The organism is Vibrio sp. PID23_8, assembly GCF_003584965.1.
GTDB lineage: Bacteria > Pseudomonadota > Gammaproteobacteria > Enterobacterales > Vibrionaceae > Vibrio.
Genome location: NZ_LIXE01000002.1, coordinates 81,260 through 105,347 on the forward strand (window position 1 = coordinate 81,260; position 24,088 = coordinate 105,347).

General features: G+C 44.2%; 20 protein-coding genes and 5 pseudogenes. 7 read left to right on the plus strand and 18 right to left on the minus strand.

Annotated features, from left to right (window positions below; all coding sequences use genetic code 11):
• Positions 1-44 precede the first annotated feature (44 nt).
• The 4 genes from AK966_RS04215 to AK966_RS04230 all read right to left on the minus strand — a co-directional run bounded on the left by AK966_RS04215 (position 45) and on the right by AK966_RS04230 (position 3,961).
• On the minus strand, positions 45-1,367 hold the full coding sequence (locus AK966_RS04215; RefSeq protein WP_099080977.1) for a CoA-disulfide reductase: 1,323 nt from the start codon (positions 1,365-1,367) through the stop codon (positions 45-47).
• A gap of 78 nt (positions 1,368-1,445) precedes the next feature.
• Positions 1,446-2,852 carry a cation:dicarboxylate symporter family transporter gene (locus AK966_RS04220; protein ID WP_119463588.1) on the minus strand — a complete coding sequence of 469 codons (1,407 nt, stop codon included), beginning with the start codon at positions 2,850-2,852 and terminating at the stop codon, positions 1,446-1,448.
• Between the two features lie 39 nt (positions 2,853-2,891).
• Entirely contained in the window at positions 2,892-3,275 is a 384-nt protein-coding gene (locus tag AK966_RS04225; RefSeq protein ID WP_099080975.1) for a RidA family protein, read from the minus strand.
• Between the two features lie 23 nt (positions 3,276-3,298).
• Positions 3,299-3,961: a transcriptional regulator gene (locus AK966_RS04230; protein ID WP_119463589.1), complete on the minus strand. Its 663-nt coding sequence runs from the start codon at positions 3,959-3,961 to the stop codon at positions 3,299-3,301.
• Between the two features lie 353 nt (positions 3,962-4,314).
• Between AK966_RS04230 and AK966_RS04235 the strand changes: the two are divergent.
• Positions 4,315-4,759, plus strand: a pseudogene (locus tag AK966_RS04235) (sensor histidine kinase); the annotation flags it as partial.
• Between the two features lie 26 nt (positions 4,760-4,785).
• On the opposite strand, the gene AK966_RS04240 reads toward AK966_RS04235, so the two are convergent.
• Positions 4,786-6,024, minus strand: coding sequence for a leucine-rich repeat-containing protein kinase family protein (locus AK966_RS04240; RefSeq protein ID WP_099080973.1), 1,239 nt, complete (start codon positions 6,022-6,024; stop codon positions 4,786-4,788).
• 243 nt (positions 6,025-6,267) lie between these two features.
• Between AK966_RS04240 and AK966_RS04245 the strand changes: the two genes are divergently transcribed.
• Positions 6,268-7,164 (plus strand): pyridoxal-phosphate dependent enzyme, encoded by an 897-nt coding sequence (locus AK966_RS04245; RefSeq protein ID WP_119463590.1) that lies wholly within the window; start codon positions 6,268-6,270, stop codon positions 7,162-7,164.
• Between the two features lie 25 nt (positions 7,165-7,189).
• On the opposite strand, the gene AK966_RS04250 is transcribed toward AK966_RS04245, so the two are convergent.
• Positions 7,190-7,732: an isochorismatase family protein gene (locus AK966_RS04250; RefSeq protein ID WP_182852579.1), complete on the minus strand. Its 543-nt coding sequence runs from the start codon at positions 7,730-7,732 to the stop codon at positions 7,190-7,192.
• Between the two features lie 117 nt (positions 7,733-7,849).
• A pseudogene (locus AK966_RS04255) lies at positions 7,850-7,975 on the minus strand (LysR family transcriptional regulator); the annotation flags it as partial.
• Positions 7,976-7,988: 13 nt separating this feature from the next.
• Here AK966_RS04255 and AK966_RS04260 point away from each other — a divergent pair.
• The 3 genes and pseudogenes from AK966_RS04260 to AK966_RS04270 form a co-directional block, all read left to right on the plus strand.
• Positions 7,989-8,195, plus strand: a pseudogene (locus tag AK966_RS04260) (MFS transporter); the annotation flags it as partial.
• Positions 8,196-8,303: 108 nt separating this feature from the next.
• A complete protein-coding gene (locus AK966_RS04265; RefSeq protein WP_119463592.1) occupies positions 8,304-8,678 on the plus strand; it encodes a DUF2784 domain-containing protein in 375 nt (124 codons plus the stop codon).
• Between the two features lie 5 nt (positions 8,679-8,683).
• Positions 8,684-9,439 (plus strand): alpha/beta hydrolase, encoded by a 756-nt coding sequence (locus tag AK966_RS04270; RefSeq protein WP_119463593.1) that lies wholly within the window; start codon positions 8,684-8,686, stop codon positions 9,437-9,439.
• 416 nt (positions 9,440-9,855) lie between these two features.
• Here the strand turns inward: AK966_RS04270 and AK966_RS20405 are convergent.
• Positions 9,856-10,101: pseudogene (locus tag AK966_RS20405) on the minus strand (DUF4268 domain-containing protein); the annotation flags it as partial.
• Positions 10,102-10,385: 284 nt separating this feature from the next.
• On the opposite strand from AK966_RS20405, the gene AK966_RS20060 reads away from it, so the two are divergent.
• Positions 10,386-10,538: a hypothetical protein gene (locus AK966_RS20060; RefSeq protein ID WP_259343735.1), complete on the plus strand. Its 153-nt coding sequence runs from the start codon at positions 10,386-10,388 to the stop codon at positions 10,536-10,538.
• 76 nt (positions 10,539-10,614) lie between these two features.
• Here AK966_RS20060 and AK966_RS04285 read toward each other — a convergent pair whose 3' ends face one another.
• Positions 10,615-13,095 carry a penicillin acylase family protein gene (locus AK966_RS04285; protein WP_119463595.1) on the minus strand — a complete coding sequence of 827 codons (2,481 nt, stop codon included), beginning with the start codon at positions 13,093-13,095 and terminating at the stop codon, positions 10,615-10,617.
• Between the two features lie 112 nt (positions 13,096-13,207).
• On the opposite strand from AK966_RS04285, the pseudogene AK966_RS04290 reads away from it, so the two are divergent.
• Positions 13,208-13,450: pseudogene (locus AK966_RS04290) on the plus strand (IS1595 family transposase); the annotation flags it as partial.
• Between the two features lie 18 nt (positions 13,451-13,468).
• On the opposite strand, the gene AK966_RS04295 reads toward AK966_RS04290, so the two are convergent.
• The 9 genes from AK966_RS04295 to dhaL all read right to left on the minus strand — a co-directional run bounded on the left by AK966_RS04295 (position 13,469) and on the right by dhaL (position 24,088).
• Positions 13,469-14,890 (minus strand): heme peroxidase family protein, encoded by a 1,422-nt coding sequence (locus AK966_RS04295; protein ID WP_220473341.1) that lies wholly within the window; start codon positions 14,888-14,890, stop codon positions 13,469-13,471.
• A 775-nt stretch (positions 14,891-15,665) separates the two neighbouring features.
• Positions 15,666-16,907 (minus strand): triacylglycerol lipase, encoded by a 1,242-nt coding sequence (locus tag AK966_RS04305; RefSeq protein WP_119463598.1) that lies wholly within the window; start codon positions 16,905-16,907, stop codon positions 15,666-15,668.
• Between the two features lie 210 nt (positions 16,908-17,117).
• Positions 17,118-17,870, minus strand: coding sequence for a hypothetical protein (locus AK966_RS04310; protein WP_119463599.1), 753 nt, complete (start codon positions 17,868-17,870; stop codon positions 17,118-17,120).
• A 545-nt stretch (positions 17,871-18,415) separates the two neighbouring features.
• A complete protein-coding gene (locus AK966_RS04315; protein WP_119463600.1) occupies positions 18,416-18,682 on the minus strand; it encodes a hypothetical protein in 267 nt (88 codons plus the stop codon).
• Positions 18,683-19,772: 1,090 nt separating this feature from the next.
• Positions 19,773-20,882 (minus strand): 3,4-dihydroxy-2-butanone-4-phosphate synthase, encoded by a 1,110-nt coding sequence (gene ribB, locus AK966_RS04320; RefSeq protein ID WP_099079581.1) that lies wholly within the window; start codon positions 20,880-20,882, stop codon positions 19,773-19,775.
• A 12-nt stretch (positions 20,883-20,894) separates the two neighbouring features.
• Positions 20,895-21,734, minus strand: coding sequence for a sugar phosphate isomerase/epimerase (locus tag AK966_RS04325; RefSeq protein ID WP_119463601.1), 840 nt, complete (start codon positions 21,732-21,734; stop codon positions 20,895-20,897).
• 28 nt (positions 21,735-21,762) lie between these two features.
• Complete coding sequence (locus AK966_RS04330) at positions 21,763-22,659, minus strand: AEC family transporter (RefSeq protein ID WP_259343736.1); 897 nt, start codon at positions 22,657-22,659, stop codon at positions 21,763-21,765.
• A 26-nt stretch (positions 22,660-22,685) separates the two neighbouring features.
• The gene (locus AK966_RS04335; protein ID WP_119463603.1) at positions 22,686-23,459 is read right to left on the minus strand and encodes a triose-phosphate isomerase; all 774 of its coding nucleotides are present in this window, start codon (positions 23,457-23,459) and stop codon (positions 22,686-22,688) included.
• A complete protein-coding gene (gene dhaL / locus AK966_RS04340; RefSeq protein ID WP_119463604.1) occupies positions 23,456-24,088 on the minus strand; it encodes a dihydroxyacetone kinase subunit DhaL in 633 nt (210 codons plus the stop codon). The genes AK966_RS04335 and dhaL overlap by 4 nt, the downstream gene beginning before the upstream one ends.

Consider the following 24,088-nt stretch of genomic DNA (forward strand, 5'->3'; position numbering starts at 1 on the left):
ACCTCTGGAGCCCTTTTGTTTGGTCTGTAACTTTCTAATAAGGCTTATTTCGCGACGTTACCAGCAACGTTTAGCGCATCCCACGTGCGAGAAAATGGTGGTGCATAGCAAAAGTCCATGTAGCCGAGCTGTTGTGTGGTCATCTTCGCTGTAATTGCTACCGCTAATGCATTGATGCGTCCTACCGCGCCTTTCTTACCAACAACTTCACCACCTAGCAGAACATTGGTTTCTGGATGGTAAACCAGCTTCACTTTGATGTCTTCTTGGCCTGGGTAGTAATCGGTTTGGTTCTTATCTGAAATGGTCGAAACCTTCACTTCCAAGCCGTGCTCTTTAGCAAGAAGTTCCGATACGCCCGTGCACGCTAGCTCGTAGTCCAGTACCTTCAGGCATGATGAACCTAAGAAGCCTGTCATGTAAGTATCTTTGCCTGATAGCTTGTCTGCCATCATACGCGCTTGTTTGTTTGCCGTTGTTGCAAGCGGAACGTATACCGATTTGCCTAACGCCATGTGGTGAACGACAGCACAGTCGCCCACGGCATGAACGTTCGCGTCTTCTGTTGCACCAAACTCGTCCACGAGCAGTGCGCCATTAGCTGCCTTTGGTAGCTCAAACGCTTCTGTGTTTGGTTTAAAGCCAAGTGACATGATCACCACATCTGCTTCCACATTGCCATTGTCGGTTTCGACGATGTAACCACCCTGCTCGGCGTCGCGAATGGCGGATACGCTGCAACCGGTTTTAAGCTCTGCACCCGATTCACGAATCGCGCCTTCTACTACTTCGATCATTTCAGGGCTGAATTGACGGCTCATCACGTGCTGCTCACGTTCAATGATGGTGACGTGCTTACCAAGCAAATGCGCTGCATCAAACACTTCAAGCCCGATAAAGCCACCGCCGATAACGCAAACACGTTGTTTGTTGCTGTCCTTAAGCACTGCTTTCACTGCCAAGCCATCTTCCATGCTGGTTAGCGTGTATACGTGCTCTGGGTTGAACTCACCAAACGGCGGTACGATTGGGCGTGCACCGGTTGCGATGATCAGCATATCGTAATCGAGTACGCCCTCTTCACCTTGATGACGTACCGTGATCTGCTTTTCAGCGCGGTTAAATGCCACCATTTCAGTTTCAACACGTACATCTAAACCTGATTGAATGGCTTGCTCTGGCGTGCGAGAGATCATGCGCTCAGTGTCATCAAACATGCCACCAGCAAAGTAAGGCAAACCACATGCACCAAAGGAAATGTAATCACGCTTGTCTAGCACAATCACTTCATCTGATGGCTGATTCCGTTTGTATTTCGCCGCGAAACTCATTCCAGCAGCGCTACCGCCTACGACAACAACTTTCATATCTATTACCTAAATAACCTGAACTCAGGAAAAACTGAAGAGCACCCGCCTTGGGTGCTCTTAATTAAGTTTTGTAAATTATACTGCCGCTTCTTTCGCTGTTGTTACAGCGACATCTGCGTTGTATTGCTCTGTATTCAAAGAGCCATTTTTCTTAGCGGTGACAACACCTGACAACATTGAACCAGAGATGTTCAGTGCCGTACGAGCCATGTCGATCAATGCTTCGATAGAAACCAGAATCGCCACAACGGTGATGTCTAGACCCATGATGGTCAGAACCGCGACTGCTGCGAACGTAGCGCCACCACCAACACCTGCGATACCGAATGAAGCAATCGCGATAACGGCAATCAGTTGTAGGATGAAACCTAGGTCAACAGGCATACCCATTACTTGTGCCGCCATGATGGCTAGCATTGCTGGGTAGATACCCGCACAGCCGTTCTGACCGATACTGGTACCGAAGGTTGCTGACATGTTTGCCGTTTCTTCGTCGACACCTAGGCGTTGAGTTTGCGTTTCAACGTTTAATGGAATCGCCGCCATACTTGAGCGAGAACCAAAACCGAACACAAGCACTGGCCAGGTTTTCTTCATGAACTTCGCTGGAGATAGACCGAACATCGATACCATCACAAAGTGAATCGCGAACATAACACCGATTGCGACGTAGCTTGCTAGTAGGAAGCGGCCCATTTCAGCTAGTGCGAACAAATCGTTAGTCATCATGAACGTGGTCATCAGAGCGAATACACCATAAGGCGTTAGCTTCAGAATTTCACGTACCATTGAAAGTACCACTTCTTTTGCTGCATTAATGAAATCAACGAAGCTTTGTACTTTCTCCGGCTTACGGTTTTTCACTTGTAGAATACAGTAGCCAAGGAACATACCGAACAGTACTGTTGACAGCGTAGAAGTACGCTCTGAGCCTGTTAGCATGTCGAAGATGTTAGTCGGGATGATAGACAGCGCCATGCCAGACAGACCGCTGTTGGTCATTGCATCTTGCGTTGCAACCAGAGCATCACCACGAGCTTCTATTGCACCGTTAGATCCGATGGTGCTTACTAATGCGTTGGCATCGATACCGAATAGGTAGATACTTGCGATACCAACGCCAGCTGAAATAGCACAAGTGAAAAGTAAAATACCGATGATTTTTGGTGCAATTCGAGATAATGCACCGCCGCCTTCTACGTTCATGATCGAAGAGATCATCGCCACAAACACAAGCGGGATAACGATCATTTGTAGAAGCTTAATGTAGCCTTTACCGAAAACAGAAATCAGTTCAGCAAAACCTGCGGTAGCAACGTTGCCAACGCCAAACACAAGCTGAATAGCGCCACCGAACAACAAACCCGCAGCCAACGCACTTAGTACTCGGAAGTTAAAGCTTTTCTTTTGTTTTTTGAAGTTCGCAAGTAACGCGTAAAATCCAAAGAACAGGACGCTCAATCCAATAAATGAAATACTCATGAGAATCTCCTATTGATACCCATTATGTCCGAAGAACGGTTATTTTTTGTAGGCGATGGCTTCAACTTCAACCAATGCATCTTTTGGTAGTCTTGCAGCTTCAACGCAAGAGCGAGCTGGTGCATTCTCTGTACCGAATACGTCGGTATACACTTCATTGAATGCGGCGAAGTTCTCCATATCGGATAGGAAGCACGTGGTCTTCAGTACGGTGTCTAGACCCGCACCACTCGCTTCAAGTACCGCTTTCAAGTTTTCTAGCGATTGACGAGCCTGCTCTTTAATGCCGCCTTCAATAAATTGCATGGTTTCTGGAACAAGAGGTAATTGGCCTGAGGTATACACCATATCGCCGTAAGCGGTACCTTGAGAGTAAGGGCCGATAGCTGCCGGTGCTTGCTGCGTGGCAATGATCTGTTTCACGATATAACTCCTAAATGATTATATTATTCTGATTTAAATTCTCGGATGAACTTGTAAACCGCCTGACGGCTGATCCCAAGTTGCTCGGATACTTGTGTGGTCGTCTCTTTCAGCTCGAATACACCATTATCAAATAAACAGCGAATGATGGCTTTATTGCGCCCCTTGGCTGAAATCGTTTCGTCTTGGTCCACCTCAGTGATTGCTGCGCTCAACGCTTGTTGGATCACATCGTTCGCGTTATTACTGAACGTTTCATTGACCTGCGATACATTGCATTGCGGCATCAGCGTTTTGACGATTTCTGGAAAAGGAAATGACAAGTTCATATTGATGCAAAGCATACCGATCGGCTTTTGCTTTGGCCCCGCCAAAATACAAGTGGTCGATTTCAACAATGAACCATTTGATGCGTTGGTGAAGTAGCTCTTTGGTGATACTTCACCCGTCTTCTCGAATGCTCGCCACATACGCAAACCTAAATCGGTGATTGGAGAACCGATTTCACGCCCGGTATGATGCCCATTAACGATTTTCACCACTGAATTGTCTAAGCTTTCAAATGAATGAATCACCACCTCACAGTGAGGACCAATGAGATCGGCAATCGTGTCAGCCACACGAAAATAGTGACTTAAACACTCTCTGTCTGCTTCGGTGAATCGAACCTGTTTTACGCTCATCATTTCGGTTTACATTTCTTAACTCAATGGCTAAAAACTACTCCTTTCGAGCTGTTTCAGCAATAGATAGTAAACTTATGTAAACCATCAACAACTGCCTAAAACAGCAACGAAAACCGAAATTTTGATCGAAATCACGCATGCGTTTTGAACAAGATCACTAAAAAGCATTGAGCTGAGTTTAATTTTTTAAACCCTGTCAAAGTTTAATAATTTAAAATCACATTTTGCATTTTTGCACATTTCAATGATCTAAAACAAATTTTAAAACGCAGTACAAACTGCATACGGTAATACTTGCGTATAATCCAACCTCTGCGGTCAATTTATCTAACGTAATGTTGAATAAATCATCACTTGGGTTAGTTCGTTATGAGCGCAACACCGATGATTCACCAACAAGAAGTATTACTGAGCAAGAAATAAAACAAATCATTGCGCAAAACCAAGCTCAAGCCGATGAAAAAAATCTTGGTTTCGATATACAAATAGATGCCATCTGACTATGCGTGTTACCAATGCTGTGCTGACTATTATTTTAGGAAACCTTGTCCGTAATGTTATCGCGGCAACACCAACCGGTGTGATTCACATTCACATGAACGACAAGCAAATTTCAGTTCGAGATGAAGGAGAGGTGCTTTCCGATATTCCCCACTCCAATAGTCATGGCTTAGGGTTAATGATTGTCGATGACTGATGCCAACGATACGGTTGGCAATTTAGTATCGGGACGCACCCAAAGGTGGCTGTGAAGCCGTGAGCAAAATCGCTTCGGAACATCAAGAATTGCCGAAGTGATCTTGCCATAACTACATGAGGTCGCTCTAAATATCCAGTTCAGTTAGGCGTTGATATTCATCACACCCTACTTCCGATTTCTCACAAACAGACAGTAAATCATCGATGAACAATCGTAACGCGCGAGTTTCGATCGTTCTGATTGCCGTTTGTTGCTCCTCTGAAAGGTAGCCGTAAATACTCGCCGCACCAAAATCGCCAAATATCATCTGCCCTTGTTCATTGATCAATGTATTGTGAGCATACAAGTCGCCATGGCACACTTTGTTGTTGTGCAGGTGGTTAAACACATCCACCATCTGTTCAACGATACATGCAATTTGCTTGATCGTCAGAGAGAAGCCTTCTGGAAACGTATCCCTAGTGCAGGTTGCAAGCGTTGGGGGCAAACCTAAGTTGTAATAACTGTCAGGAATCAACTCCATCACCAACGCAAGATCATTCCTATCATCTACTTGCGCGATCGACTTCACCAAGTTGTTGTGATGCCCTGCTTGTAAACACGCTTCGAGTTCATCATGAGGGAAGCCATCACTGGTCACTTCGCCTTTGAACACTTTCACGGCGACTTCATTTGGGAAATCGTAATCCGAATCTAGCCAATTGGCATGAGAGATCACCCCACTCGCCCCTTGCCCTAGCACGCGATTGAGTGAATAACTGCTCGTCGAGACTTTAGGCACACTGTCTAACGAAGAGGGATGCTGACAAAATGGATTCCCCGCGAAAGCACACCAAGCTAGCTTAGGTAACTGAGTCAATACGTCAGGAAAAAATTCAAGCTGGTTAGCAGAGAGACGGATCAGCTCCAAGTTCACCAAGTTTTCCATACTACTCGGCAAACGTTTAATGCGGTTGCCCGCAAGTGCCAGCTTTTGTAATCGAGGTCTTTCCCCCAAACTATTCGGCAGGGTTTCAATCTCGTTGTCAGTTAAAATGAGCCAACGCAACTGAGCAGGCAGCGACGTTTCACTTACTTCTTTTATTTTATTGGTTTTAAACCCAACCATCTCAAGATTTGGCAGTTTGCCCAACACGTCTGGCAAATGTGTGAATTGGTTGTTAGAAGCAAAGATGATTTTTAGCTTCGTCAGTTTACCCAGTTCTTTAGGAAGTTCAGAAAGCGCATTGCCCGATAGGTCTAGTACTTCCAGCGTGTCTGCAAGCTCTATAATCTCCATAGGAAAATCCGTTAGCCCCTCGGCCAACTTGAGTTGTTTAATTCCTAATAATTGCCCTGATTTTAGTTGTTCTAGAGTCTGCAAACCTAAGCCTTCTGCTTGTATAAAATAAGGCGCGTAGTGTACGTGGCTTAGACTCGAAAGGCGAGTAACACGAAGAATGTCGTTGACGGTAAATCATCGAATCATCAACGACCTTAATTGATAGTGCTTAACCCTCGAACGAAGCCAAGCTCTAAACACAGACTTTTTATCTCGATTTAATGGCGGTAAACTACGCCCCCTCTTGAATGGCAAGGTGGCGTGGTTGATTCCGCCAATAGCAGTATGAAACTTTCTGAAAGCCCGATAACGCAGCACAGCTATAACGGTCACACCTTTTTCCTTAAACGTGATGACATGTTGCATTCCCACTTTTCTGGGAACAAAGCGCGTAAGTTGATGGCGTTAATGGAAGCGAAGAACAGTGAAATCAAAACTTTGATTAGCTATGGGTCTGCTCAATCGAATGCCATGTATTCTCTGGCGGCACTAGCACAAATCAAAGGTTGGAACTTCGAATTCTACGTTCAGCACATCCCGACTTGGCTAAAAAACACGCCCATCGGTAATTACCGTGGCGCACTTGATCTCGGCATGACCATAACCTCAATGCAAGCCATCGGCTCTGAGCTTCATCCACGTGATTACATTGAACAAGTTCGCCGCTTAGACGAGACAACACTTGTTGTGCCAGAGGGTGGTCGTGCATCAATAGCTGAACTCGGTGTAAAACAATTGGCAATGGAAATTCTTGAGTGGACACGTTTTGAAGGGAAGAAACCATTTGTCGTGGCATTGCCATCAGGAACTGGCACCACCGCCCTGTATTTGAGCAAGCACCTAAAACCGCACGGGATAGAAGTCGTCACGTGTGCTTGCGTGGGTGATGCCGATTACCTCACTGAGCAGTTCAATACGCTGGAAACCGACAACCACCCAACGATTCTGTCAGTACGCGATAAGCATCACTTTGGGCGTTTGTACCAAAGTGATTACGATACCTGGAAAGCACTGCAGAGACAAACCGATATTGAATTTGATCTGCTATACGATCCGTACATGTGGCAATGTTTACTGCCATGGCTGACTGAGAACCAAGACAAGGCGCTTATCTATATTCATCAAGGTGGATTACTTGGCAACGAGTCGATGTTGCCAAGGTATCAGCGAGAGTTTGATTAAAGCGGCAATGTCATCTGCGTTCGAGTTACTTAATTAGCGTCAGAATGTCTTTAAATTCTGGCGCTCGGCAATCTTCGACCATTTCATACAAACACATTTCTACACCGGTCAGGCCGATCCCATTGGCGGTCAGTTTCGCCAAGGCTAAGGCTTTGTTTGCCGCGGTGCGCGAAGAAACACAATCCGTCACCAACTCCACTCGGTAACCCATTTGGCGTAGCGATAAGGCGGTTTGATACACACAGATGTGCGCTTCAATACCACAAATCAACCAAGTATCCACGTTGGCATTCTCGATAGCGAGTTTGAATGTCGGTGCTTTACAGCCATCGAAGGTGTATTTAGCGATAGCAAGATGATTTTGCGACAATTCTTCACGCACCGGCTCAACCGTCGGTCCTAAGCGATCTGGGTTTTGCTCTAACCAAACCATCGGTAGGCTAAGCGCCTTCGCTCCTTTAACTAACTTCGTGGTGTTTTCTATCAGCGCTTCGCTCTCATGCATCAGGCTCGCCAGTTTGCCTTGCACGTCGACAACAATCAGACCGGTGGTATTTTTCGATAACATTCTCATCTCCTATGAGCGACTTGAGGCGCGAATATTTAAGTTCTTGAATAACAAGAATGTACCAGAAGTCTAGCGCAATCAAATCCGCGAATTCTGCAAAGTTACAACCCACTCACTCTATTGGAGCTGCTCTCTGAATAGATCAATCAGCGCCTTTACCTTGTTAGGCAAAAACAGATTGGAAGGATAAATCCACGTCAGATGCTGCTTAGGGTGCGTGAACTCTGGCAGCACTTCCACCAGCTAACTATCTTCCAAATCGGCCATCGCGTTCTCGGCGATGTCTGCCCTATCCGTGCCACTGACGACGTCATTAGTACCAGAACAAAAAGATGCATTCTTCTCCATCTTGTACCGCTTCAGTTCCATCTTTGTCGCGGTACTGCTTACTGCGATGGTGATGTGGATAGTCCACCACTGGATTCGCATCATATTGTTGAAGCATCTGAGATTCAGGCTGTGACGGATAAGTGAGTCTCAACGACTGATGAGTCTGCCGGACAAAGACCCCTTCGTATAAAAGTTATTGCTTCAAGTAGGCTATGTTTAACTTGGGAGGGAGGCATAACTTATGATTTATCGAATGCTGGCAGATCTTGTCGTCATGCTTCACCTTTTATTTATCATCTTCGCGTTGATCGGAGGCGTATTGGTACTATGGCGTAGCTATTTGCTGTTTATCCATATTCCCGCAGCCCTATGGGTTACGGTGATCAGTTTTAAAGGCTGGATCTGCCCTTTAACGCCATTGGAAAACCAATTAAGGCAAGCGGCGGGTGATGAAGGTTATCCGGGAGGCTTTGTCGAGCACTATATCATTCCGATTATTTACCCAGTTGAGTTGCGCTTTGACGTGCAGGTTTTACTCGGTATTGCCGCCTTGGGAATCAATATCGTTATTTATGCTCTCGTCTATTATAGGTATAAACTCAACCAAGGCAGGTGACGAGAATGAAAAGTATATTGGTTACTCTAGTGGTGTTCTACGCCCTTTTCGCTCTTGCTTTTTATGCCCTACAGCGTCAGTTTCTCTACTTTCCCCAGCTTGCCAGTAATTTTTACGGCGAAATGAATACCAGCTTCGCTGTGGATGGCATACAACTTTTTGGCTGGACGCTAAATGAAGGGCAACCTAAGGCGCTAATCTATTACGGCGGAAACGCAGAAAGTATCGAAGCCAATATCCCATTTTTTAAGGCGTTGGCCCCAGACTATACTATCTATCTTATCCCTTACCGCGGTTATGGTAATAATTTAGGCACACCGACTGAGAAGGCTTTATATAGCGATGCGGTACAGATATTTGAGTCAGTTAAAACTCAACATGATTCGATATCGTTGCTAGGTCGGAGCCTTGGCTCAGGTGTTGCCACATACGTAGCGGCTAATCATCAAGTGGACAAGCTCATCTTGGTAACACCATTTGATAGCATTGAAAATGTCGCAAAAGATATTTATTGGATGCTCCCCGTTTCTTGGATGCTCAAAGACAAATACCGTTCTTTGGATAGGGCAAAAGATATTACGGCTCAAACCTATATCTTCATTGCAGAAGAGGATCGAGTGATCACGAGAGCGAGAACCGAACAGCTTATCGCTGAATTTGGCAATCAGCTAGCGGAGGTGTTTGTCATTACCGGTGCAGGCCACAATACAATTTCAAATTTCCCAGCCTATGCATCAGGGCTGAAACGTGTATTGGATTAACTCATGGTGTCTTCTAGTGAAGAACAATATCGTACCACGCTCATCAGGCCCAAATTCCCTCGGTAATTAAGCGAACGACAAAGTCGCTTGGTAATTAAGGTACGACAGAATCGCTTGGTGATCACAACACGGAACTGACGTTGGCTAGCTCGTTTTTAGACAAAACCTTCTTAGAGTAATCACTTAAATTAGGGTGTAACGGATTAATTGAAGTATGGGATAGTATCGCCGCATTAAGGTGAGCAGCGCTTGCCTATACTTTTGAGCGAAGCGAAAACGGCAAGCGTTGCGAACCACTCTTATATTGAGATATTCCTACTTCAAGTGTTGCCGAAGCCGTTTTTAAAATAAGCCTTGAATTTTAATAAATTATTTATGTGCCATGATTTTATTTCAGAAAGAGCACCACTGCCATCTTAAATGGAACCATCACAGTAAACTGCAACTCTAGTCGCTCTTTTACCATCTAGTGGCTCCCAAGATAACTCGTTACCAAATTCATTTTCAATTTCCGTTTTGCTGTCTAGTAAATAGTTTAAGCAAGACTCATTTTGTTCAGCATTGCCAAAGTCAATATAAAGCTCAGTACGCACTTTATTGCCTTGGCAAAAGTTTGCTCCATAGTTTATACCTGTAATCCCTGAAGCAAATGAGTACCAATTCTGAGGTTGTCCAGCCTTAGCTTACGTAAATTGATGCTCAATTCTTAGATCATCAATTAGTCCTTGGAAATACTCTCGATACTTTTCGCATTTAGCACTTACCTTTTGAACAGACTTAGTGAAACTACACAAGTTGAATCGAGAGCGAAATTCGCCTCTGATGAAAAAACTGAAGCTAGCGCCTTAACTGCTTGAACGAAAAAGTACCGGAGTCTCTGGAGGTGAACTGCAGCGATTTGCCATTTTGAGAGCTTTGTTATTGGATCCTGTGTTCTTGTTTGCGGATGAAAACATCACGACTCGACCCTATTATCGCAAAAGAGGTGACAGATTTACTGGTTGATTTAGCCAAAGAACAGGGATTTGCGTTATTGCTGGTAAGTCATGATCCAAACTTGATTGAAAAGCGCTGTGATACCGTCATACGCTTGAGTTAACGACTAGTATATATAAACAAAAACGCCTTTGATTTCGAATCAAAGGCGTTTGTATTTATGAGTGGAATGACACTGATTAATTTAACTCAACTTTGCGAAGTGTATTGGCTTCAATATCTTCTTTAGTGAAGAGCACATCTCGCCACTCTAACGCACTGTACAGCTGAGTTTGGTCTTCAAAGAAGTCTGACTCAGGATCGTGTGACTGGCCATAGCTCAAGAACATTTGGGCGTTTGGCCCACTTTCATTAAACTCAAGCGCTATAACAAAGCTCGCCCCATAGTTGATTCGATACCTCGCTGTGGTGCCATTTCCATCTTCGTTCAAGTCTGTTAATGGCGAGTCACTACGGCGTGAACCGACTACTACAGTCGCAAGTTCTGACGTGGAGCGAGAAGGCACACTGCTCTCCGCCATATTGAACACGCCTTCATAGCTGTTCGCTCCTGTAATCGGGATCGCGGTTTTACCTTCTGCTTTAAGCACGTACTGAATTGAGCCTAATTGCGCATCCAATGCAATTCTAGCATCGGTCAGGCGTTTGGCTGCTGTAGCTAACGCTTGTAGAATTGGATCATTATCGACATCACTCGGATCTATGGGTTTCAAACCAGAAGGAGTGGTTGCTGGATTAGCTGGATCAAAAGGCACGTCGAATAACTCGTCACTCAGCGTTCTATGTCCTGAGACTCTGAAACTCGACAAAAACTCACGCATCACGTGTGCTCCAGTGCTTTGCAAGTTGTATGCGCCATCCCAGGCACTTAGAGCGTTACAGGCAGGTGAGAGATCAAATGCTTGTCCATCGAATTGAATGTTTGAATAGACTGTACACCTTTCTATCAACGCATCGCGGAACTCGCTGGCAAATAGCGAACCATTATGACTGAGTACAGACTTGAGCTCGTCAAACGAGAAGCGGTTATCCGAACCGGCTAAACCATTGCCAGAATCATCACTGATTAGCATGGCGTTATAACGAGTGCGCGGGCTGCGAATTGTTTGATCCGGTCCATAGATTAAGCTGTACCCTTGTAATGGTGAGTCCAAGTTACTTAACCAGTAACTACTGTTGGCGTTAAACTCATAGTCTGTTCTGGTTTGTTGAGGGGCTTTAGAAAAAGGAACGAGTCCAGGGGCACCTGCATCACCACTATCTATCCACTCATAGGCAGAACTGTTACCTGGTAGAAGAATACTGCCAGAACCATCTTGCCAAATAGGGGATAACTGAGAGCTTTGTGACGCTTGCGCCCAATAGCCTTCAGCTGTCGGGCTGAGTTGAGGAACTTGAGTGCCATCGATATAGGATGCAGTGCCTTCGTCCGTTATCATTATTGTATTTACCCAAGGAATCCCCTGATGGTTAGCAAAGGCCTCAAAGAACTCTTCTTTGTTTTTCGCTTTTCCCATTTCTAACCATTGTGACAACATGCGGATGTTGCCTGCGTTGGCATCACGAAACGTTATGGCACTAGAAGTGTTCCAGCCCAATGTCGGAGAGATAGAACCAAGATTAACAATGGGTCCATAGTGGCTGTAATACACCTTGTGAGGGACTTTTACCATAGAGCCATCAGGCTGCTTCACGGTCACTGAGACGGTTTTACTCTTTATGTCTTTGTACTCACCGTCATAGCTATAACGGAGTGGGTTTTGTGGATCAAGCTGTAATTGGTATAGCGTAAATCGTTTAGACTGTGAAACGGTATGCGTCCATCCTAGGTGTTGGTTAAACCCGATAACTACCGCGGGTAGGCCAATCATACCGACACCTGTGACATCAATTTCTTCTGGGATTGTCAAATGCTGCTCGTAAAAGCGTAACTCCCCATCCCAGGGAAAATGTGGGTTACCCAACAAAGCGGAGTTAGCACCTTCAACTCTGTCTTCCCCGAGCGCCCAGCCGTTACTTCCAATCCCCTCTGAAGTAAATACTTTCTTAGGGTCTAACTCAACGCTCATATTACGTTGTTTGTTGATTAAAGGTGTTGTTGGTGGAGCTGCAGCCGCGATGGCAGAGAGAAAGTTTCGGGAACTGGCCAACGCTGCTATATCAAGCTGATATGCCAGTAAGTCCTGAGCGGTAATCGTTGTTACCCACTCTGCATTTCGACAGGGTGAAGGGTAGTCGCTAGGACCGAATCTTTCGCCAAGAGACTGGTTAAAACCTTTGGCATAGCCTTCGAGCAATGCTTTTTCTCGAGCGCCCATTTTGTCAAAGAGAGAGTTCGCTTGCTCTAGAAATCCAAGAGCTAGGTAGCCGACATCAGATAAAAAGTTTGCGCTATTTTCACCGACTCCAAAATAACGCGACTTTTGAGATTTTAGTTTCATCAATTGTTCAGAAAGGGTACACAGATTCTCTTCGGCCTGAGCGTAGCCAATACCATACCCCAAGCCAGAATAGCTATCTGCCTCTATATGGGGTACACCATGTTCTGTATAAGTGATGGTTGCCTGATATACCGAAGAATCATCGTCGCTACATGCAGATAAAACGGCGAGACTTAAAATACTGAATGTGGTTTTTACTATATTGAGATTATTACTCATCGACGCTCCGCAGATACATTTAGTTAACATTCCGGTAATGTCTGAAATGTACCACGATCTGTCAATGCCATTTAGAAGTATTCATGATAGAACACAACATATTTAATAAACTTACCTGATTACCCCTGACTTTCAGCTATCCCGCCATTTAGGCATTTCCTACAACGCCACTTGGCGGCTGAAACATAAGCTGATGCAAGTAATGAAGGAAAGCGACGATAAACAACCACTTGAGAACATTGTTCAACTTGATGATGCCTATTGGGGGGGTAAAGGCAAAGGAGGTAAGCGTGGTCGTGGCTCTGAGAAGAAAACACCATTCGTTGCTGCACTGCAGATGAATGATGAGAAGCACCTTAAGGCTATATGTAGTTTAGTAAGTAAGGATTTCACCCAGTGTTTTTACTCCTACACCCTCTTCAGGATCCCAATTTCGGTTGCTGGCTAAAAAAGAACGTGAATCCAATTCCATAAGACCAATTATTGTTTCGGCAACTATGCGAGCACCAACAGGCCCGAGACCTTCCCCACCGTCAAAATTACCCGTTGAAGTTTCTCTTCCAATACATTCGGCTTCAGTTAGCAAGTAAAACCACAGTGGAGTACCGTTGGAAAGATCAATACCCCCCGCAATATTCGCTGCTTTTTGAGAAACTTGGTTAATTTCAGATTTACCTCGCCCCATAGCTGCAGCAATTACTTCGCCGGATGGAAGCTGAAATCCTTGCCCGCGTAGTAAATTTCGAGTGGCTAATGACGACTCACCTGTAGTGATAAATGGCAAATTTAGAAGATCCGATGCCAACTTACTGTCTAACTTTTCAGCCATTTGTACCTGATGTCCTGGATTAGCATTGACAAGCTCATTCCAGTCAACCACAGCATCAAGATCACTTAGCGGACTAAAACCTCTGCCTAACTTTTTACCAAATAGCTCAAATGACGAGCCATTTTTTTGAATTTGGATTTTCTGAGGAACCATCGAGTGTCCAAAGCGGTATGCCGCCACTGAAAACTCCACAGGGATAAATGGTGTGTCGTTATCTACACAATAAAACTGTCTGCCCCTACCCAGTATATCCGACACCACGGCGTTACCACACATAGTAGGCAAAAAGTCGTTTAGAATGCTCCACTGGTAGTGCCAAGTTGTTGTCTGTCGAGCCTTCTCGAACAATTCCGAGCCTTCCCATTCACTATGCGCCGTATGTAACGCATCTACGATTTTATTGTGAAAGCGAATCATACCGAGTTGAAGTTGCGACACAATCCGATTTTCATCATTTCGTGGATCACCAATAATTGCAGTTCCATGAGAAGTACGCTGCAAATCTTCCGCAGCTAAGACCTGAACCTGTCCAGAATAAGCAGTACCATCTGCACCGGTTAAAAGTTTTACTCCCGAAAAATCACCTGTTGCATGATAAAGGAAAGGGCTAGCCTCTGGCCCGTTCCCATAAATACAATCTAGGTCTAACGTAGGTGTCCGAGCATTGGACAACTCGCCAACGTTTACAACTTGTTCAAAGCTAGTCTCTACATCTAATGTAATATCATGATCGATGAACTGGCCAAAGAATACCATTCCAACTGGTACAGTAGCGGTACGATTTGAATTAGTACCGCCATCCATCGGGCCTCCTTGTTTCCCCAACGCTTTAAGTGTATCAACTGGCAGATAAAGTGGTGGCAAATTAAACATACGCTTAAATCGGTCTCCAGCATTTCCCTGGTGATTTAAGTGACAAAATGCGTTTATGCCAGACAAACTTTTTATTCCATGGTGTTGTGACATAATCAAATCCCTATTGTTTTTTGGTTTGCTAATGCCCTGTTAAGATATGCATAAATCTATTTCCAAGCTTCAGCATTACACTTCAACACCAAAACCATCGCCTATTTCCTATCACTTACATCTTTGCTGCCATTAAGCATAGTACTCAAAAAAGCATATACAAGTTATGCTTCTATCTGGATATATGCCATGTAACCAGCGGATCTATGATGAAACACTATTCACACTGTGTGAGAAGTTCAGACGTCCTTCAAGTGATCGAATCGTAGAGAAGGAAAATACGGAAAGGTTATGTGAATGGATGCCTTCGTGGGGATTTCTTTTTTCCTGCCATTAATCCAAGTATTGGGAAATCGTGTATTCAAATCGGAGTAAAGAACGGTGCTGACTCGTTTCTGAGCATAAATGCGCTAAGAGCAAACAACAAAAAGGCAGCGAGATCGAATCTTCGCTGCCTTTTTAGTATCAGACTTTATTACTCTCCCACAATAGATATCGGAGAACAAAAATTTTTGATCGACTTAATAGCGGATATGTTTATCGTAAGCTCTGCGCTTTTATAGTTTGATCAAATGTGAATTATCGTTCAGCTCGTTAGTTAGCGTAATGACAAAGTCGCTTGGTAGTTAGTAGTTAGAGTAAGACAGAATCCCTTGGTGCTCACAATTATCACCAAGCCATCGAAACTCGTTATTGAATAAAGGTAAGTCAACCAAATCGGTGGGCGGTTGATAAAACCTTCACTCGTTTCATTTCTTGATCCACACAATCTAACTCACGCAAACGATGTATCAAGCCAAGACAATAATTGCCTGGTAACAAGGGGATGATTAAGCAGTTCCATGTGGTGGATATTTTGAAAAGTTTCGGTCTGCGTAAATCGTAAGGCTCGCGATGAATTGGTATTCTCCCCTAACGCACTTGTCAAAGGTACGAGTCCATCTCCGACTAAATGATCAGCGATATAGTTATGTGCTTTTTGAATTATTGAACCCACCGCATAGGTTCGTATATACGTCGGTAATGCGATAACTTGCGGTCGCTCAACTGGCGCAGTAAAACGACAGCTCGACTGCCAATCATCATCACGGATATAACCATAGCGAAGATCGGTCACACCAGCACTGCGTAACCGAGTGAGCTTTGAGAATGCAACGGTGTAAGGAACACGTTCCAGCATAGCAGCAAGTGTGTTGCCTGCACGCTCTAGTGGCGCTCCCTTATGGGGGGTACCCAAAAAGAATGCGTGCTTAACGCTCTTGTGCCAACTCAAGCCGAGCTTTTCGGCATAATACAATGCACTGCGTATCACTAAACCACCCATGCTATGCCCGATAAAGGTTAAATCTTCTATTGTCACTGGCCATTGATGTACAACTTGTTCTAACTGCACGGCCAGTGCCTGACCATTTTGTGAGACATGCAAGCCACTGTTGTAGTGCAGGTGGAGGGGGGTATAGCCATGAGCGGATACAAGTGCTTCACTATGACTCTGCTGTTGAGCCAGTCCTTCCCAGTGAAGTGGACTAGAGCACAGACCGTGAACCATGAGTAGCACTTTATTAGTGGGGAGATCCACAGCAGAAACGTTGGTGGCATCTAGTGGCTGTTTGCCGTAAAAAATGGTCATCGGCAATGCCAGAGGATTACCATCAGCGACAAAGCGATCACCTATGATCCCATTTAAAAAAGATAAGGTTGCCAATCGTTGGGGATCGTATGCGTCACGACTATCAATAGATTTAATCCGTGTTTCGTTATAAGCAAAAAGCTTATCAACCCCGCTACCGACTACATTCGTTGTACCATAGATCAGTCTGTATATGCTGCCCGTTAGCCCACAACACTTACGTGACGAGGTGCCATGAGGCATGCCCAAGGTAGTATAAACCGCTTGGTGAACACCTTCTGTCACCTCAGTAATATCAAGGGTGAGCTGATGGACAAGTTTACTCAGACCTCGTAAGTCAGATCCACGTAGTTTCGTAATCCCCTTAATTGCAGCATATCTAGACATAAACGTCCCTCCAAGAATCGTTTAAGTCTAACACTTAACACGCTAGTTGCAGTGTCATCTCAATCACAACTGGACAAAAGCTTGCCAATTATATTACTAAATTAGAATGTAACGGATTAGCTCACGTATGGAAAAGCAACGTCTTAAATCAGAGGTATAACAAGGTTGTGTGCGCGCAGCGTGGCATGTTTTTTCTCCTAGATTTTTTGGTTAGCCATTTAATACACCTGACTTAAGTACCATTTCGCGAGCCCAAGCTACTTTGGGAACTTTTGTTTCACCAGCAACCCAAGCCTTGTATTGCGGGTCTGTTTGATTGCTTGATGGGTGAGCTACATGAACAAAGTACATATCACCGGCAATATATGTAGTGTCTTTTATTTTTCGTATTGGGCCAAAGACTATTCTCATTACTTTTTTACAAAGCTTAATGTAGTCCGGATCTAAGCCTAGAAGAATAAATAAGCTTCCAGGAGTAGCACCTTTTAAGTGCTTTTGAGCACAATTAGTTGCTATCTCTTCTAGCAAATGGGGATTTGCCTTTAAAATTCCTTTCATTTTATAGGAATACGCTTCATCCCTATTATTTGAACTCAACGAGCATCTAATTAATGATGCTGACTGAATGACCTCTTCATTGTTTGAGAATAAGTGTGAGAAATCAACGTCGTTTGAAATTGTTAAAGCACTCAACAACCATTTGAGTCGATGTCGCATATTTTTGAATGGAATATCTTCAAACTTGGACTCTCCACTTTTTACTTTTATTAACTCTTTGTTTTGATTTTTGCCTTTAGAAAAGCCTAGCAAATATATTTTAGGATTCTGAGCACCCCATACAGCCGGATTATTTTCAGCCCTGAGTGCCGAACCTTCCCCCCATACGTCCACACCCAACTTAGAACATTCCCCTTTGAATAAGGACTTACATTGTGTGCAATTAAGAAATTTACTATCTACCATTTGTACCTTCCTTAGTATTGGTTAACATTTTATTCGAAGGTGGGCACATTTTTATGGAAGCACACAACCGTTCAAAAATCATGTAACTGCCTAAATAATAGAAAAATTAAAAATACTCACCCCTGCCGAAAAAACGTGCTGGCGCGGATTATCAATCTACCTGCCCACCAAAGTGAACCATATTTCTCACTAAGTTATGTATATAGCACCAATAGTCAGAAAATTAGGAGCGAGAAGCGGTGATTTTCATCAAAATTGAGATATAAACAAAAGTATGACACCCCCCTCACTGTGGTTTGTCTAACTAAAAGGTGTCTATCAAGTCGGTGGCTATTCACACAACGAGGTATATGGAAAATATTCACTACCAAACATAATCCCCTGTATGCATAATCTTTTTTCTTCAGGTATAAGGATTTGAGTCTCGACCGGGAATCCGATGTATTTTCATGATACTAAAATATTGCTAAGGCGGTGTTGTGAAACTATTATAGGAATTTAAAACTATTTAATTTGAATCAACACCAACAACAAACCTAATTATTTTAAATTCTTGGCATACATACCTTTAAATCTTCTGAAGTAAATAACCCCAACTTGATAAGTAGATTTTTTAATTGGGTTTTAAAATTACACACCATTCTCTTTTCATTTCCGCTTGGCGTAGAAGCAATGGGGATTTTGTGTGCTCCAATTTTCAAAGCGCTATGCTTACCACCAGTCACTAACTTGGCATTCGGAACCCTCAACAATGACCAAGAAATCAACAACCTAAGTCTCTTACTCTTTGTGACACTTTTAATATTAGGCATAGAAAGATCCTTCTTCTAATTAATGCTAGTTATTTATTCATTACTTCGTGGGGTATAATTTAAAATGCAGAAATGATGGACTTACAAACATAACGAAAGGTTCAAACTGTTCCTTAAAACAAAAAAACAATTGAAAGTGAAGTCGTGAAGTCGTGAATTAATATTATTCTAGGTCATTATTATAGATAATTCAAATTCACATCTCATTCAAAAAATACACGACCATAAATAATTTTTATTTTAAAATAAATTTAAATTAATGCTGAAATTAAGTTATATATTGCTTGAATCACACTTAACACAAAGCCTAAACTCCCTAATAATTATTAGGGAGTTCTCCTCCCCTAAAACTACTGCCTCTCCTATCTGTAGTAGGGTATGAAGCCCAACGGAACGAAAATGTTCGCTAACAAAAAACAAGCGCGTCATTTAAATCATTTACGTGATTCAGTAACGAAGAAAGGCTCCGAATTGGAGCCATTTTATTGAGGAGAAATCACCGTGATTTTTTCGGCTCTATTACCTTTAAAATTAAAAGCTTAACGTGGTTTTTTTTCAATGGAGAAAAACCGTACGAAATGTACGTAAAAATGAACCCACTCATAAAACCAACCCTATGACTTTAGGTAGTCATTATTCCTTTTACGTTAAATAGCCAAGCTTGTTATCAAAAGCAGCCATCACAGCTCATCAGACGAGCCTAGCACCAATTTAGGGCACTTAATCAAGGCAATATGCATCCATAGCGCCTTGAAAGTTTGTGACGGCTTGAGAGTGGTTTACAAGGTAAAAATCAGCGCGTGCGTTTGAAACAAGAACCGCACAATGATGCCCATTTTTTGTGCTTTGTGAATCTTAGGTGTCAGATTAGTTATGCTTGGTTGAAATTCAACCAAGCACGGGCATGTTTTTTTTTTGACGAAACCAATAATGGGGCATTTTTGTGTTACATGCCCCGCCAGCACACAACTGGACAAAAGCTTGTTAAATACATTTCTAAATTAGCCAATCATGAATTAACTGACGTATGGCACATACCACTAATCGAGTGGTCAAGTTTTGTCAGCCACTACACTATGAATCATATACCTTATGGCTCGATATAACTTACCACTTCTAGGCCAAATCCAGACAAAGCATGATACTTCTTATCGCACGAAGAAAGTAAGTTCATCTTACTGACCCCAAGATCAGCCAATATCTGCGAACCGACACCGACTTGGCGTGACGTTCGATCTTTCTTATTCGGCTTAACGCTCACTCCAGTGTCGAGCGCTTGATAATGCTTTACACGTGCAATAGTCGATTCACACGATTCTTGTTGGCCTAATATCACCAATACACCGCCATCAGCACCAATCTTTTGCATTGATTTGTTCAATGGCCAACTTTGCTTACTGTCACGAGTCGAAAACAGCACATCATTGAAGGTATCTTGCAAATGCACTCGTACATTGGTCGGTTCGCCATTTACGTCGCCTTTACTCAATGCATAATGCACTTGGTTATCTACTGTGTCGCGATACGTGGTCATAGAGAACTCACCAAACTCAGTGGGTAGTTTGCACTCAGCAATACGCTCAATGGTGGTTTCTGTTGCATTGCGGTATTCAATCAAATCCGCAATAGTGCCGAGTTTAATGCCATGATTTTCCGCAAATACCTCCAGTTGAGGGCGCCTTGCCATCGTGCCATCTTCATTAAGGATCTCTACGATCACCGATGCTGGTTCAACCCCGGCAAGCTTCGCTAAATCACAGCCTGCTTCAGTATGGCCAGCACGAACGAGTACTCCGCCCTCTTTCGCCGCTAGTGGGAAGATGTGACCAGGGGTTACCAAATCAGTATGCTTAGCTCCTTGTGCGACTGCAGCTTGGACAGTAATAGCTCGGTCTTCTGCTGAAATGCCCGTTGTCACTCCTTGAGCCGCTTCGATAGAAATGGTAAAGGCTGTGGCCCAGGGTTCCGTTGGGTTAGATACCATCGGGAACAGGTTGAGCGATTCACAACGTTGCTTAGTCAAAGTTAAACAAATCAAACCTCGACCATGAGTAGCCATAAAGTTGATATCTTGTGCGGTCACATGCTGCGCCGCCATCATGATGTCGCCTTCGTTTTCACGATCTTCATCATCCATTAGGATGACCATTTTACCTTGGCGGTAATCTTCAATAATTTCTTCAATTGTACTAATTGGCATAGGACCGCTCGCTTAGTCAGTGATAGTGTTAATGTGTTTAATGCATTGCCTCAGTACCGAGGTAATGGTCTCCATACTTTCTGGTGAGCGCCCTCGGATAGGAAAGGAGTCCTTGCGACGATACATACGTAAAGGTTTTTCAATGCTAAAAGGGATTTGTCGTGACGCCAAAGACTGCATAATCGGCTGATAGTTAATCACTCCTTCGCCCAGCACTGGAAAGGTGAACTTGTCGTCATGCACTTGGACGTCTTTAACATGGAAATGACGGCAAAACGGCAGTGCGATCTGTGCTTCTTCACTCGGACTTAAATTCGGTACTAATGACACTGAGTTACCGGGATCAAAATTCAGAGCTAGCGCCGAATTGTCTACTTCAGACAGAATTCTTACTCCATCATGCGCGCTCGCAAACGCGTTGAAGTTATGGTCGCCGCCATTTTCGATACAGATGACACAGCCTTTATCCTTGGCATATCCAGCCAATATTTTGAGATTTTCGACAATGATGTGGCGATCGGCAATGGGACCAGTACAGGTATTTAAATAGGTAACACCCAGCGCATGGGCGAAATCGATACGCATCATAAAGTCTTCAATCGCTGACGGAGACGCTAAGTTCATCGTGCAGCCTAAAGCTTGTGTGGTCAATTGTTCTTTCTCTAGCAGAGACAACAAATATTGGGCATGGTTTTCAGAGAACATATCGCTGTCTAAACTACCGACGTAGCCCTGATTGAATGCGAACTCAACTTGGTTTACACCCAAGCTTTCAATCGTTTTTAACGATGTTTTAAGGTCATGCCCGTCAAAAATAGCCGTATTGATGGCTAGTCTTTCTAATACATTCATAGTGTCCAACCTTTTAGCAATTCATTATTTAAACCACCCACTGCTGCAACAAGACTTCCCAACCCAACAAAGAGATAAGCGAAAAACCGGTGGTAAATAGGATCACTCCCGCGGTGGCTTCTTTGGCGACTTGGTAGCGCTCGGATAGCAAGTAGACATTCAATCCCGTCGGCAGACTGGCCAAAATAACCAACACTTGAATTTCGATAACCGAGAGATAAAACACATACTGTGCGCATAACAAGATAAACAGTGGAAATAGAAGAATCTTGATTGCCAGCAATAGGCCTATTTTTTCTTTAATCAACGAGCGAAGAGAATAAAAGCTCAAGCTCGCGCCTAAGATGAATAAAATAATCGGTATAGCGGCAGCACCAATCTTGGATAAACCATCAATGAAAAGGGCCGGAAGCTCAACATCCCACTCGTTAAGTAATAGCCCAAGCACGATGGCCAATAGGATCGGATCAGTTGCCACCTTACGGTAGCTATAAAACCCCTGCTCCCCCGAGCGAATCATTAAGATATTAACCAGTGGCAAAACCAATAGCAGGTTCGTCACGATCACACCCATCAACACTAAAGTGGCTTTAGGGCCATAAAGCGCAAGCACTAGCGGCCCCCCCACCCCAACAGCGTTAGGGTATAAAGCCGCGACAGCTTTGATATTGGACGAAGCCACCGTGTGATTGCCCTGCGTGATGAGCCAAGTTTTCACTCCCCAGAAAACAGCGCCAAAACACAAAATGTAAGTGGCAAATACCGACAATGATGGAAGATTTTGTAGATCCGTTCGATATACCGATGAAAAAAACAAGCACGGCGCAAGATAAGTAAAGGCAAAGCTTCTAACCCAATCCACTCTGGGTTTGGAAATCCCAGCAATCAACTTGGCACACCCAAGGCCAAGAATGATCCAGGTCATTAACGTAGCTTGCTCCATGCCCGACCCTAACCGCAGCTGCGTTCAGCGATACTCAGTAACTCTGAGTAACCGTCTGCTTCCCATGCAGTTCGGCCAACAAACACACCATCGATATCCGGCTGTTCGATTAAGCCACCAGCATTGGACAAATTCACGCTACCGCCATACAGCAGAAGCATGCTTTGAGAGACGTCTTCACCATATAGCTCTGCCAGCGCTGAGCGAATCGCTTGGTGGATGGTTTGCGCTTCTTCTTTAGTTGCCGGCACGCCATGTTCACCTATCGCCCAAACGGGTTCATAGGCAATCACGACCTGCGTTAACGACTCAACGGGAACGTCATACAATGCAATTTTCACTTGTCGAATGACAGTTTCAGCCGATACGTCCCACTGTTTCTCTTGCGCGGTATCACCAACGCACACCAATGGTGTTAAGCCATGACGCAATGCAGCATGCACTTTCAAATTGACCGTTTCGTCGGTTTCACCAAACATGGCACGACGCTCAGAGTGACCAATCTCGACAATCGTGGCACCGCAGTCTTTCGCCATCAGAGGAGACACTTCCCCCGTGTATGCGCCGTCATCCTGCCAACAAATGTTCTGCACACCGACTCGAATTGGCTGTTCGCTGAACAAATTGGACACCATTTGTAGGTAAGGGAAAGGTGGGATAACGAAAGGTTGAATGCGACTCGAACAATGCTTCAATGAAGGCAAGACAGCAGAAGCCCAAGCTTCGGCTGTTTGCGTATTTTTGTTCATTTTCCAGCTAGTGCCGATCCAAATCTTCTTCATGCGGTAACCTGCTCAGTCGCATATTCATTCATGTACTGCAGAATAAACGCCATCGACATCGCACCGGGATCTGGATGGCCTAGCGAACGCTCGCCCAGTGTTTTTGCTTTACCTGTAGTTGCAATCATGTCTTTGGTTGCTTCCACACCTTGCTCCGCTGCTTGAGCAATAGCCGGCAGCGTGTCGGTTAATGGACCAGAAAGTTGTTCTGATTTCTCGACCGCAGCCACTAATGCATCGATCATGGTTTTATCACCCGGATTAGCACCACCGCGATCATAAACCCCTTGTAAGCCGCCTGCTAGGAACGTAGATAACGTAGCCGTATCCAGCTCTGTTGCACCTTTAATTGACTTCGCACCGCTGCGAAATAGAGTACCGAAAATCGCACCGGAAGCACCGCCCATGGTCGCCATCATCGTCGAGCCGATTTTCAACAGTAATTTGCTGACATCTTCCGGCTGATAATCACTGTCTAAAAGCTCTGCAACCGCTTTGAAGCCACGCTCCATACCAATGCCGTGGTCACCATCACCAATCGCTTGGTCGTATTTGGTTAATACTGGCTCACTTGCAACCATCTTTTGCGCAACATAAGCCATCATGTTTTTCGCTGTTAATGCATCCAT